Origin of the sequence: Sulfitobacter sediminilitoris (assembly GCF_010667575.1) — a bacterium.
Classification (GTDB): domain Bacteria; phylum Pseudomonadota; class Alphaproteobacteria; order Rhodobacterales; family Rhodobacteraceae; genus Sulfitobacter; species Sulfitobacter sediminilitoris.
In genome coordinates this window covers 1-12,382 of the sequence record NZ_JAABNT010000019.1, presented here as the reverse complement: position 1 = coordinate 12,382, position 12,382 = coordinate 1, and the positions used below count along the sequence as shown (strand labels likewise).

Here is a 12,382-nt window from a genome sequence, read left to right as displayed (position 1 = left end):
CCCGCATTCCCTTTTGGCCTTGTATACCGTCCGCACTCTCAGCCCCGCGCTAGTGCAGATTGTGCTGAGACCCGGTGGCCTCTTCATCCATCAAGCCGCGCCCCTTGCGGAACCGGTCCAGCCGGTACTTTGCCGCCGGTTCGTGATGTTCCCCCGTCGCCATCAGATGCGCGAAGCTAAAGCCCGATCCAGGCACAGCCTTGAACCCGCCGTAGCACCAGCCACAATCAATGAACAAACCTTCGGTATCGGTCTTGTCGATGATCGGTGATCCATCCGGCGTCATGTCCATGATCCCGCCCCATGACCGCAACACCTTGGCCTTGCCGATCATCGGCATCAGGGTCATCCCTGCCTCCATCACATGCTCCATCATCGGCATGTTGCCGCGCTGCGCATAAGACGCGTAGAAATCCAGATCACCGCCAAAGACAAGGCCGCCCTTGTTCGACTGGCTGATATAAAAGTGCCCCATGCCGAAACTGACCACGTGGTCGATCACGGGTTTGATCCCCTCGGTGACAAAGGCCTGCAACACATGGCTCTCGATCGGCAGACGCATCCCTGCCATGGCAGCCACCTGCCCCGACCGCCCAGCAACCACGATCCCTACCTTCTTGGCGCGGATCGCCCCGCGCGTTGTCTGAACCCCGCGCACCTTGCCATTCTCGATGTCGATGCCCGTAACCTCGCACTGCTGTATCAGATCAACACCCCGCTGATCTGCCCCACGCGCAAAGCCCCACGCCACAGCATCGTGCCGCGCCGTGCCGCCGCGTCGGTGCAGAAGGCCACCGTAAATCGGGAACCGCACGTTGTCGAAATCAAGGTAGGGCAGCAAGCGCCGCACGCCCTCACGGTCAAGCAGCTCCGCATCGTCGCCCTGGTTGATCATCATGTTGCCGCGCCGGGCAAAGGCATCGCGCTGTCCGTCGGAATGAAACAGGTTGATGATACCGCGCTGGGACATCATCGCGTTGTAGTTCAGGTCTTCTTCAAGGTTTTCCCACAGCTTCAGCGAATGCGAATAGAACTCCGAGTTGCCTTGCTGACCGTAATTCGCCCGCACGATCGTGGTGTTCCGCCCCACATTGCCGCCGCCCAGATACCCCTTTTCGAGCACCGCGATGTTGGTCATCCCGTGGTTCTTGGCCAGGTAATAGGCAGTTGACAGCCCGTGCCCCCCGCCACCGATGATCACGGCATCATACTCCGCCTTGGGTTCCGGATCACGCCAATGGGGCGCCCAGCCCTTGTTGCCGGTCAAGCCTTCGCGCAGCACGCGCCACCCTGAAAACCGCATGATCACTCCCTCCTGGTTGGTGCCCTCATCTAGACAGCCCCTGAGAGGAGTATCAACGCGTTATTCCGCCCACTTGTGACCTTGCGCCAATTGCTGGTCCTGTTGCGACGTTTCGGGGACGTCGCAACAGGACCGCCGACGGATTAGACCAGCGCGGCTTCTGTCAGGGCTTTCATCGTCGCGAAGTAAGGACCGGGCCCATGGCTGATCCGTGCTGCGCCCGCCTGCGCCAGATCGGCCAAGCTGATCGTATCGCCCGTCCGCATCACATTGACCGGCAGCGGCTGGCTTGCGCTGATCCGGGCGATGAGTTCCGGGTCCTCAAGACCCGGCACAAAGAGGCCGTCCGCACCGGCATCTGCATAAGCCGCTGCGCGCTTCAGCGCTTCTTCAATCAATTGGCCCGCGGGCTCTTTGTTACCGCAGAAAAACACATCTGTCCGCGCATTGATGAATAAGGGCACCCGTGCTGCCTGTGCCGAAGTGCGGACCGCTGCAATCCGTGCGGCATGTTCGGCAATTGGATAGAGCCCCTCCCCACCGACCACCCGGTCCTCGATGTTCAGACCTGCAACGCCGGTCTCGATCAACCGGCCAACGTTTTCGGCAATCTCAGCAGGAGCCACAGCATAGCCACCCTCGAAATCAACAGATACAGGCACGTCCACCGCACCTACCACCTGTTTTGCGACCCTAAGCGCCGCCTCCATTGGCAGGGCTTGCCCATCCGCAAATCCTTGGGCCGCAGCTACGGCCCAACTGCCCGTCGCTATCGCGCCTGCCCCGGCATCTGCCACGGCTCTGGCGGATCCTGCGTCCCAGATATTCCATAGCACCAGCGGCGCGCCTTTCACGTGCATTGCCCGAAATGCCTGCGCCTTCTCAACCTGACTTGTCATCCGTCTGCTCCCTGTCTTTCCCGCGCAAACCCACGCTCCAATTCGATCAATGCCTGCTTGCGCCACAGCCCACCGCCATATCCGGTCAAAGCCCCGTCAGCACCGATGACCCTGTGACAGGGGATCGCAATCGCAATCGGATTGGCCCCGTTCGCCCGTGCGACCGCTCTGGTCGCCTCAGGTCGGCCCATCATTCGAGCCACATCGCTGTAAGAGCGGGTCTCTCCTGCCGGGATGGTGCGCAGGGCGCGCCAGACCTCTTGGGTAAAGGCGCTGCCCAATGGGGCCAGCCGCGTCTCGAAGCGATCCGATTGCCCGTGCATGAAGGCATCCATCTCACGCTCAATCTGGTCCGTTGGTCCAAAACGACCGAACCCCAGACTGCCCTTGGCGTGGGCGTAGAGGCGCTTGAGTTCCGCAGGCAGCGCCTTGCGCTCGGCGAACTCAAGCAGGTGCAGTGTATGGGCATCGCTGACCGCGATCATCGGTCCCAGCTTGGTGTCGATCCAGTCGGCCCGTAACAATGCGTTCGTCACGAATTTGCCGGGGGCCAGCCCCAGCCACTTGCCAAAGGCCGCGCGGAAAGCAGCGGGGCTGTCGTATGACGCCTCCAACTGCGCGTCGATGACCCGTCCCCCGTCAGGAAGGGCCCCGGCCCCCGCGCGCAGTCGCGTCAGCCGTGCCATCTCAAGAAAGGTCATTCCAAAATGACGTTTGAAAGCGCGGCGCACCGTTGACGGATCCATGTCCAGCGCGACGATATCGCTTTCGGACCAGCGCCGCGCGGGGTTTTCGCGCAATGCCTGTAACAATTGCCCGACGAGCGGATCGGCCTCTGCTGCCGGGGCCATCGGGTGACATTTCTTGCAAGCGCGAAAACCAGCTTTGATGCAGTCGCAAATACTGTCGAAGAAAACGCAGTTCTCCCGCTTTGGCTTGCGCGCTGAACAGGTCAGCCTGCAAAATATCCCGGTTGAGGTCACGCAGACATAAGCGCGCCCGTCGTATCCGGCATCTCTGGCAATCAGCGCTGCATAAAGCGCGTCATCATCTGGCAAATCAAACATCATGTTGCCAAGATAAAGCCGGGCGGCGCGGCTGTCCGCCTCAGATCGGGCGTCTATTAAAAAAACATCCGCAAGCGAGGCAGTGGCGGGGCAAAGCTGCCCCGCATTCTCGTCTCGCCCCTCACAGCCCCTTGGCGTGATAGCTCGCTGCGACCTTCTCAATCGACACAATATACGCCGCTGTGCGCAGATCATCTACGTCCTTCCGGCTGTGCCAGACACGCGCCATGGCTTCGTATGCAGTCGACATGGTGTCATCAAGGCCAGAACGCACCAGCTCCAATTCACCGGCACCGCGCAGATATTTCTCCTTGAAGTTCGGGCTCAGCTGCCAGCCAATCCCGCTGTCCGCACTCAGGCGCTCCAATTCATCGACGACCAGCTGATGGCGCGATTCTTCCTGACGGCGTTGCATGCGACCAAAGCGGATATGGCTCAGGTTCTTGACCCATTCGAAATACGAGACAGTCACGCCGCCGGCGTTGGCGTACATATCCGGGATGATCACAGTGCCTTTGGAGCGCAGGATTTCATCCGCGCCTGCCGTTACCGGACCATTCGCTGCTTCGATGATGAGCGGTGCCTTGATCCGTTCCGCGTTCGAAAGGTTGATGACTCCTTCGAGAGCAGCAGGGATAAGGATATCACAGTCCGCTTCCAACAACGCGGCACCGTCTGGCTGCAAATTTGCGTTAGGATATCCTTCGATCGTTCCATGTTTCGAAATCCACTGATGCACCGCCTCGACATCCAGACCGGCATCGTTGCACAAAACGCCATCACGTTCGATGATCGCCGTGATCAGGCAGCCGTCTTCCTCGCTGAGGAATTTCGCCGCGTGATACCCGACGTTACCCAACCCCTGAATAACGACACGCTTGTTCCTCAGGGTACCGGTCAGGCCGGCCTTTTCCTTGCCCTGTGCGTCCCGAAAAAATGCATGCAGGGCATATTGCACCCCGCGTCCGGTGGCTTCGGTCCGGCCCTGAATGCCGCCTGCGTGGGTCGGCTTGCCGGTGACACAGGCCACACCGTTGATGTCTGTGGTGTTCATGCGCTTGTACTGGTCCGCAATCCAGGCCATTTCGCGTTCTCCGGTGCCCATGTCAGGGGCAGGCACGTTTTGCGCAGGGTTGATCATATCGCGCTTGATCAACTCGTAGGCGAAACGGCGGGTGATCAACTCCAGCTCGTGTTCATCATAGTCGCGTGGATCAATGCACAGCCCGCCTTTTGATCCACCAAAGGGCGCCTCGACCAAGGCGCATTTATACGTCATCAGCGCGGCCAGCGCCTCAACCTCGTTCTGGTTCACGGCCATGGAATAGCGGATACCGCCCTTGACCGGCTCCATGTGTTCGGAATGCACAGACCGATAGCCTGTGAAGGTTACGATCTTGCCGCGCAGACGCACACCGAAACGCACAGTGTAGGTGGCGTTGCACACCCTGATTTTCTCTTCCAGCCCCGGCGGCAAGTCCATCAGCGCGACAGCACGGTTGAACATGATGTCGACACTTTCACGAAAGCTCGGCTCGTTTTCAGGCTGCATGGGTCTCTCCTGTTTTGCACCATTGGCTGCTGTCCATGGCCTTCGAACGGAGTGAAGACTGATTTGGGTCGGCAACCTTTCGCCACCCTAACGACTGAGTTTGCAAGGAGCGACTTTATTAATCGTTAATGCCTGTGTTTCTCGCACGACAAGCGAATCGGGCTTTATGGCGCCATTGTTCACGTCTTCGAAACAGCTGCCGCAATTGGGCTGCATTGCTGCTCGAGAAAGTCACAAAATGCCATTATTCGACAATGATTTGCCCCAATTAGGCCACGTTCACAGGCGACAACTCTCACAAGCGAAAATCCGCCAAGAGCGCTGAGTCCATTCTTTGACGGGCCAGCCGGAAAGGTTGTCGAAGATGAAGAACGAACAACGCGAAACACGCCCTGAGCTACGCGATCTGCTTGCCGTTTGCCGCAGCTTTGCCCGCGATGAGGACGGCATGGTCACGATCTTTGCCTTCTTCATGGTCTTCTGCATGATGATGATCGGCGGCATCGGCGTTGATATGATGCGTCACGAGATGGAGCGCACACGTATTCAGGCGGTCGCTGACCGTGCGGTACTTGCTGCGGCCGACCTCGACCAGACGCTGGACCCTGAATTCGTTGTGCGTGACTACTTTACCAAGTCTGGTATTGGAGATTTCGTCAGTCAGGTCGATGTTGATGAGGGCCTGAACTACCGCACCGTGACGGTGGATGCTTCGACCGACGTGAACACGATGTTCATGGATTACCTCGGAAGACAGACGCTTCACGTGCCCGGCATCTCAACCGCCGAAGAAAAGGTCAACAAGGTCGAAATTTCCTTGGTCCTCGATATTTCGGGGTCTATGAGGCGGAATAATAAGATGCCACACCTGAAGGATGCGGCATCTGTGTTCTTGGATACGGTTCTGAAGTCGGACAATCAGGACCTTATATCAGTATCAATCGTGCCTTACACAGCTCAGGTCAACGCAGGCGGAAACATCTTCTCAATGATGGATGTAAACCAGAAACATATATGGTCCTACTGCATCGATTTCACCGACGCCGATTTCAACAATACCGCGGTGTATGCGGGCAACAATTTTGGTGGCGAGCCATACGAGCACATGCAGCATTTCGATGCTGGATACTACTGGAACGGACGAGACAATGGATCAGACAACATTGGTAATCCAGGCTGTCCAAAGCGTGACTTCGAAACTGTATTCGCATTTTCGCAGGACATAGAAGTGCTGAAGGCCCGGATCAATCAATTTGAGCCACGCGCGAACACCGCAATCCACCTCGGAATGAAATGGGGAGTTGCCATGCTTGACCCTGCCTGGAATGCATTCAACCAAGCATTGCCTGAAGTCGATCCGGTGTTCCGCGACCGTCCGGCAGCCTTTCCAGATCCGTCCAACCCAAGCTCGAGCGAGACGCTAAAGACGGTGATCTTGATGACGGACGGGGAAAACGTAACTACGCAGCGAATTTCGGATAGCTATTATCGCAACAGCAGCCATGCGCGCCACTGGAGCAACTATCCGTTGAATTGGTACCTGAGCCACTACGTACGTTCCAGCGATCGGTCGAATTGGAAATACAGCAAATATTCGCCCTCAAAGGCAGATAGCCTGCTGTCAAATATCTGCGACGCAGCAAAGAATAAAAACATCATCATCTGGTCCATTGGGTTCGAAGTCACAGACCATGGTGCAAATGTTATGCGTGACTGCGCCTCGTCGCCCAGCCACTTCTTCCGAGTGGAAGGTGTTGAGATCACCGATGCGTTTTCTTCGATTGCACGCCAGATCAACCAGCTGAGGCTCACACAATGATCGGCGCTGTCAAAAACTTCCTTGGGCGTTTTCGCCGCAGTGAGGATGGCTCCGCCCTCGTAATCGAATTCTGCATCTTCGTACCCCTCCTTTTCGGTGCGTTCTTGATGGCCGTAGAGATGGGCTTTTACTCCATGCGCCAGATGTATCTGGACAGGGGCCTCGACATCGCGGTGCGCTTTGTCCGCCTGAATACAAACGCGAACTACACGCACGACGATATCAAGCAGATGATCTGCGATAACTCGGGTTGGCTTGAGAACTGCGAAACGACGCTCCGTCTTGAGATGATCCGCGTAAATCCAAGGCAGTTTGCCCAATTCGACCAAGCAGCAGACTGCGTCGACACCTCTGAACCAGTGGAGCCTGTGCGGGGCTTTGCACTGGGCAAGGAAAACGAAATGATGATGCTGCGCGCCTGTGTCAAATTCGACCCGGTGTATCCAACAAGCGGATTGGGCCATGAGTTCGAAAAAGACGGCTCAGGTCAGGCCAAATTGATCTCGCTTGCAGCCTTCGTACAGGAGCCAGGCTAATGTTTATGGCACGCATTAAGACAGCGCTGGCGGGCTTTGCCCGTCGCGATGACGGCACCATCGCGCTTGAGGCGATGATTGTCATACCGGTGATGTTCTGGGCGTTCCTTTCAGTATTCTCGGTGTTCCATTCTTTCCGCACTTACAGCATCAACCAAAAGGCTGCCTTCACCATCGGTGATGCAATCTCTCGCGAGACAGCACCGTTGGATGATCAGTACCTGAATGGGGCCTATTCGCTGTTCAACTATTTGTCCGGAGCGACCGGCGATACCGCGCTGCGGGTCACGTCACTGGTTTGGAATGCAACTGAAAATCGCTTTTATCGTGATTGGTCAAAATCGCGCGGACCCCGGGTTGAGTTAAGCGACGACGACGTGCGTGAATGGTCTACTCTTCTGCCGGTCATGCCACACAATGAGCGTGTGATGCTGGTGGAAACCTGGGCTGACTATGACCCGCCCTTCAAAACGGGCATCGAAGAGCAGGAAATCCGCAACTTTGTCTTCACGCGCCCACGTTTTGCCCCGCGTGTTTGCTGGAACCAGTGTAACTAAACCAGTTCAGGCCTGACACCTGAAGCGTCAGTCCTGCGCGTCACGGGTTGCCATCATCGCAGCCAGCACTTCAGACATGAACTTGGTCTGGCTGCCGGGTGTCATGCCGCCAATGCCGATGCGCCGTCCCATGCGCCACCAAAGACCCGGACGCCAAGCGCGCCCGGCTTTGGTCTTTGTCTTGAGCAGAAATCCGTTCGACGGTTTGAACGCGAAAAAGCCTCGGTCAATCCCTTCGATGTCTTCAACAAGTGCAATCACCGTGCCATCCGCATCGCGCAACTCCGTCGGTGTCAGTTCGACCGCGCTGGATGTGGCGCGGCGCATGGCGTCCATGCACCACAGGGACGCCCCCCCGATCACCAGCAGAAAAGCCTGCCAGCCAATTGATGGCGGTCTTGTAAACGCGATATAGATCACAAGAAATCCAAGCATCCCCAGCGATACGATACCAAGAATACGCCGCCCCATCGACGCGCGCACAACGGCCAATACTTCGTTCTCGTCCTGAAATTCCAAGGGCTCTGCTCCGCTCATGTTCTCGCGTGCGTACCCTGCGTCCCCGTTCAGGGCAAGCAGGCACAGACGAGAATAGGGTCAGGGACGCCGCTCGCCTTTGTCACGCCGCCGCGTCAGCGCCTCTTCCAGCCGCGCCGCCACATCCGCTCGATCATCTGCAGTCATGCCGGACACGATCTCAAGCCATCCCGCCTGCGCACGCGATTGAAGGCTCTGCGCGGTGCTTGCTTGCGTTGCGAAAATTGCGCTGATGTCGTCTGGGTCAAACGGCTCTGTCCTCAGGACCTCGATCATGCTGGCATAAAGCGCGCGCCGCTCTGCCCGGGACGGTAAATCAGTCGCCTCACGACGCAGCTTGCGTCCGAGTGCCCGCCTTGCATCATGCGGCAAAGCCCGTACGAAGGGCGCACCAGACAGTAAAAGCTCCGGTCCTGGGCGCCGTTCTGCCCAATCCTTGCCGGAAAAGCGCATAGCCGCCCCGGCGAGAAACCCGACCAAGATCAGGTTAATCGCCAGAGACAGCCCTAACGCCCACTTCAGTGCGCGGCCCACGCGCCGGGGATTTCTTTCATTCGTCATGCCCTCACCCCTCACCGATATCCCAGCCGTATCCGTTGATCACCGAGCCTTCGTACTCAGGGTTTGCCGTTGTTTCGACGCCCATCACTGCTGCGGCCAGATCTGGCAGTATATCAGGCGGCGCGACACCCATCCAAAACCCCACGCATGTCGCCGTCACCAACCCGCCAAGCGCTGGCAAACCGCCAAACGCAGCAAACCAATTGCGCCACCGGGAACCGGTACCGGATGGCTGCATGGTTTTGGCATCCGCGATCACCCGCGCCATCATTTCATGGGGCACCACCGGAGGATGCGCACGGGCGTTCGCAAAAAGTGCCTCAAGCTCGATATCGTCGTTATGGTTCTTATCACTCATCGCTTAACCCCAATGCGTCTCGCTGTCCTTCAAGCGCCTGTTTCAAGGCACGTTTTCCCCGCGCCGTCAGACTTTCAACCGCTTCAACGCTAATCTCCAGAATGGCGGCTATTTCCGGATTGGCCAAGCCGTCTATGTGCCGGAGCACGACCGCCTGTCTTTGCCGGTCCGGCAAGGTGTTGAGGGCCTTTTGCAAGGCATCCACGCGCGCTGTCTGTTGCATGTTCTGCTCTGCTGACATCTGCGGGTCTTCAGGCTCCGCAACCTCGTCCAATCCCGTTGTCCCGCGTTTACGCAAACGGTCGGTACACAGGTTCGCCGTCACCCGGTAAAGCCATGTGGACACTTTCGCGTCGCCTTCGCGCCAGTCGGGCGCGATCCGCCACAGCCGCATCATCGCTTCCTGCGTCACGTCTTCGGCTTCGGCATGGTTGCCCAGCACCCGCATTGCGTGGCCAAAGACCCGCGGCGTCATCTGTCCCGCCAATAGCCGTGCCGCGACGGGATCGCCCTCCGCGTAGCGGCGCAGCAAGGCGGCTTCGTCACTGGCCTCTGTCGGGTGGTTTGATTGAGACATGTCCATTCTGGCTAATCGGACCGGACGCCCGTGACAAGCGCCCGGTCCAAAGCATCTGACTGCTTAGTCCTTTTGGCGACCGTGCCGGTGCTTGCGCGCTTCTGCAAACTCCTCGGCACTCAAAGTTCCGTTCCCGTCACTGTCCAGCCGCTCGAAGATCCTGGCCGGGTCGCGTCTTGCTGTCATTTCCTCCAACGCCAGCTTGCCGTCGTTGTTCGTGTCCAGACGTGTCATCATCCAATTGGCCCGCTTGCCGCCGCGCTCAGCCGCTGCCGCTTCAAGCTCGTCTGCACTCAGCTGGCCGTTGCCATCCGTGTCGTGCCGCTCAAGCATCCGCTCTGCTCTTTTGCCAACGCGCGAAGCCATCATTTCTTCTGGTGTCAAAAAGCCATCTTTGTCAGTGTCTGCCTCCGCAAAGCGGGCTGCGGCATGTGCACGCATTTCTTCCTGTGTCACTTCACCATCGCCATCGGCATCAATCGTTTCGAAAATTGGCCCAGGTCCAAAGGTCTTGGCCGATACGGCGACACCGCCAAGTGTTATCAGGCTTGAAAGCACTGCAATCTTGAGAACTGTTCGATTTATCATTTCTGTCTCCATTCTGTGATCTGCTCGGCCCCGTTTTCCTGGGCCAGATGATCATCAAACGGCATCGCTCGGACATTCCGTCGCAGAAAAATGCAAAATCTCGCGGATTTTTGCGACATCGCGCCGCAACCAGGTGCTGAACCCTTTATTTTTCTGCGGCGGAAGCGCATGTGAGTCTTATTCAAGGACAAATCCATGACCCAGCACGCAGACCCTTCACACCTTCACGCGCCCACCACCGAGAGCGACGACCAGCGTCCCCGCTGGAACGCCATGTGGCGGGGCTGGCGTGGAAAATGCCCCAAATGTGGGTCTGGCCCGCTGTTGCGGAGCTATCTAAAAGTGAATGACGATTGCGCGGTATGCCGTCAGGAATTCCACCATCACAGAGCAGATGATGGCCCGGCCTACCTGACCATCCTCTTTGTGGGTCACCTGATGGCACCATTGCTGCATTGGGTCTTTGTAACATGGCGACCTGAGCCACTGACGCTGTTCACGATTTTTGCGGTTGGCTGTGTCGGTCTATCGCTTTACCTTCTGCCAAGATTGAAGGGGGCTATGATCGGCTTTCAATGGGCCAAGGAAATGGGCGGCTTTGCCCGCACCACCTGATCCCGCCCCTTACGTCCAAGAACCGGACAAGGAGCAGGCATGACCATCGACAAAAGTCAGATACGCAACGCAGCGACCGTAATCGTGTTGCGCGACCGGTTTGAAGCACCGCGCATCCTCATGGGGCAGCGCGGGGCCAAAGCTGCGTTCATGCCCAACAAGTTCGTTTTTCCCGGTGGTGCTGTTGATGCGGCTGACGCTGAGATCCCGCTTGCGGCCCCCCTGCCCGACACCTGTGCCACACGTCTGGCCGAAGACGCGAACCCAAGTTTGGCCCATGCAATTGCCGTGGCTGCCATCCGGGAATTGTGGGAAGAAACCGGCCTGATCCTTGGCCGTCCCGGCACATGGAATGTGCCCCCGCCACCAGATTGGGAAAGCTTTGCTGCCACCGGGCATGTGCCACATGCGTCCCCGTTGCAATTTACCTTTCGTGCGCTGACCCCTCCGGGTCGACCACGCCGGTTTGACGCACGGTTTTTTCTGGTCGATGCAGATGAGATCGCGAGTGACCTAGATGATTTCGACGCCGCCTGCGATGAACTGAGCCATTTGCAATGGGTGCCGCTGTCGGAGGCGCGTTCATTCGACATGCCGTTCATCACAGAAGTTGTGTTGGCCGAAGTCGAGGCCCGCGCCAGGGACCGCACACCGCCTGCCTCTGTGCCGTTCTTCAAGAACAATGACGAAGAAAGCCTGTTCCTGCGCCTGCGCGGACGTCCGATGGCGGAGTGATCGGGGCCTAGTTACACTGCGTAAAGGGACAGCTAGGGTCGGGTTTGCGGACGAAGCGGCCTTTCCCTGTGCCCGCACCAATGTCGGTTGAATGCACATCGCGTCTGCAGCGAAAAGCCGTAAAAGCAGACACCGCTTACGCAAAATCTAACGGCGAGAAGGGCGGTCCGAAGAAAGCAAAAAAAAACGGCATTGGGAGTCATGAACGAGGCGAGGCGGATATTGGTCAATTGATCTGCGTCAAGGGTTCGCCTCCCTGTCTTGCTACCCAAACGAAGGGGAGTACTGACATGTGCAAGAATCTTCTTACGGTTTATCTGAAGAGTATCATGAAAGCGTTGGTCCTATTTGCCATTGGCATGTTCGCGCTGCCAAATGACGCGAGGGCGCAATGCGGAGACGTTCCCAACAGCCAGTACAATACCTTTGAGATTAACTTTTCGCTGTCAATGGCGGAGTTTCCGTTGATCCCGGATTGTGCGGCCGGGAACATGGCGTCGTGTCAAGAGGCGTTTACCCAACTATATGAAGCAGATGTAGCGATTAACCAAGGGAGTATCCGAAACTCTGTGTATGAGGCTCAGCCGATGCAGTTGAAACGGGTCATATGTTGAACCGTTCTGGGTATAGGATAGCGAACTGGTTCCGTGCGGCAACCCATTCTCTGACGGCCCTGCC

The 12,382-nt window shown here is 57.7% G+C and carries 15 protein-coding genes; 6 read left to right on the top strand and 9 right to left on the bottom strand.

Annotated features, from left to right (window positions below; translation table 11 throughout):
- Positions 1-49: 49 nt before the first annotated feature.
- The 4 genes from GV827_RS19910 to GV827_RS19895 all read right to left on the bottom strand — a co-directional run bounded on the left by GV827_RS19910 (position 50) and on the right by GV827_RS19895 (position 4,821).
- On the bottom strand, positions 50-1,303 hold the full coding sequence (locus GV827_RS19910) for a sarcosine oxidase subunit beta family protein (protein ID WP_164355572.1): 1,254 nt from the start codon (positions 1,301-1,303) through the stop codon (positions 50-52).
- Positions 1,304-1,446: 143 nt separating this feature from the next.
- Positions 1,447-2,202 carry an isocitrate lyase/PEP mutase family protein gene (locus GV827_RS19905; RefSeq protein WP_164355571.1) on the bottom strand — a complete coding sequence of 252 codons (756 nt, stop codon included), beginning with the start codon at positions 2,200-2,202 and terminating at the stop codon, positions 1,447-1,449.
- Positions 2,199-3,272 (bottom strand): bifunctional transcriptional activator/DNA repair enzyme AdaA, encoded by a 1,074-nt coding sequence (locus GV827_RS19900; RefSeq protein ID WP_164355570.1) that lies wholly within the window; start codon positions 3,270-3,272, stop codon positions 2,199-2,201. Before GV827_RS19900 ends, GV827_RS19905 begins: the two co-directional genes overlap by 4 nt.
- A 118-nt stretch (positions 3,273-3,390) precedes the next feature.
- A complete protein-coding gene (locus tag GV827_RS19895; RefSeq protein ID WP_164355569.1) occupies positions 3,391-4,821 on the bottom strand; it encodes a Glu/Leu/Phe/Val family dehydrogenase in 1,431 nt (476 codons plus the stop codon).
- A 448-nt stretch (positions 4,822-5,269) separates the two neighbouring features.
- Between GV827_RS19895 and GV827_RS19890 the strand changes: the two genes are divergently transcribed.
- Genes GV827_RS19890 through GV827_RS19880 form a run of 3 tightly spaced genes read left to right on the top strand, consistent with a single transcriptional unit; the run spans position 5,270 to position 7,733 of the window.
- Entirely contained in the window at positions 5,270-6,640 is a 1,371-nt protein-coding gene (locus GV827_RS19890) for a Tad domain-containing protein (RefSeq protein WP_235930518.1), read from the top strand.
- A complete protein-coding gene (locus GV827_RS19885; protein WP_164355567.1) occupies positions 6,637-7,176 on the top strand; it encodes a TadE/TadG family type IV pilus assembly protein in 540 nt (179 codons plus the stop codon). The genes GV827_RS19890 and GV827_RS19885 overlap by 4 nt, the downstream gene beginning before the upstream one ends.
- A gap of 5 nt (positions 7,177-7,181) precedes the next feature.
- Positions 7,182-7,733, top strand: coding sequence for a TadE/TadG family type IV pilus assembly protein (locus GV827_RS19880; RefSeq protein WP_235930511.1), 552 nt, complete (start codon positions 7,182-7,184; stop codon positions 7,731-7,733).
- 27 nt (positions 7,734-7,760) lie between these two features.
- Here GV827_RS19880 and GV827_RS19875 read toward each other — a convergent pair whose 3' ends face one another.
- The 5 genes from GV827_RS19875 to GV827_RS19855 are packed head-to-tail and all read right to left on the bottom strand — an operon-like array spanning position 7,761 to position 10,354.
- A complete protein-coding gene (locus GV827_RS19875) occupies positions 7,761-8,270 on the bottom strand; it encodes a hypothetical protein (protein WP_164355565.1) in 510 nt (169 codons plus the stop codon).
- 60 nt (positions 8,271-8,330) lie between these two features.
- Entirely contained in the window at positions 8,331-8,831 is a 501-nt protein-coding gene (locus GV827_RS19870) for a periplasmic heavy metal sensor (protein WP_164355564.1), read from the bottom strand.
- Between the two features lie 4 nt (positions 8,832-8,835).
- The gene (locus GV827_RS19865) at positions 8,836-9,189 is read right to left on the bottom strand and encodes a hypothetical protein (protein WP_164355563.1); all 354 of its coding nucleotides are present in this window, start codon (positions 9,187-9,189) and stop codon (positions 8,836-8,838) included.
- Positions 9,182-9,772: an RNA polymerase sigma factor gene (locus GV827_RS19860; RefSeq protein WP_164355562.1), complete on the bottom strand. Its 591-nt coding sequence runs from the start codon at positions 9,770-9,772 to the stop codon at positions 9,182-9,184. The genes GV827_RS19865 and GV827_RS19860 overlap by 8 nt, the downstream gene beginning before the upstream one ends.
- A 57-nt stretch (positions 9,773-9,829) precedes the next feature.
- Positions 9,830-10,354, bottom strand: coding sequence for an EF-hand domain-containing protein (locus GV827_RS19855; RefSeq protein ID WP_164355561.1), 525 nt, complete (start codon positions 10,352-10,354; stop codon positions 9,830-9,832).
- A gap of 195 nt (positions 10,355-10,549) precedes the next feature.
- On the opposite strand from GV827_RS19855, the gene GV827_RS19850 reads away from it, so the two are divergent.
- From GV827_RS19850 to GV827_RS19840, 3 genes are all read left to right on the top strand, one after another.
- Complete coding sequence (locus tag GV827_RS19850; RefSeq protein ID WP_164355560.1) at positions 10,550-10,969, top strand: DUF983 domain-containing protein; 420 nt, start codon at positions 10,550-10,552, stop codon at positions 10,967-10,969.
- A 39-nt stretch (positions 10,970-11,008) separates the two neighbouring features.
- Positions 11,009-11,704 carry an NUDIX hydrolase gene (locus GV827_RS19845; RefSeq protein ID WP_164355559.1) on the top strand — a complete coding sequence of 232 codons (696 nt, stop codon included), beginning with the start codon at positions 11,009-11,011 and terminating at the stop codon, positions 11,702-11,704.
- 80 nt (positions 11,705-11,784) lie between these two features.
- The gene (locus tag GV827_RS19840; protein ID WP_164355558.1) at positions 11,785-12,318 is read left to right on the top strand and encodes a hypothetical protein; all 534 of its coding nucleotides are present in this window, start codon (positions 11,785-11,787) and stop codon (positions 12,316-12,318) included.
- Positions 12,319-12,382: the final 64 nt, after the last annotated feature.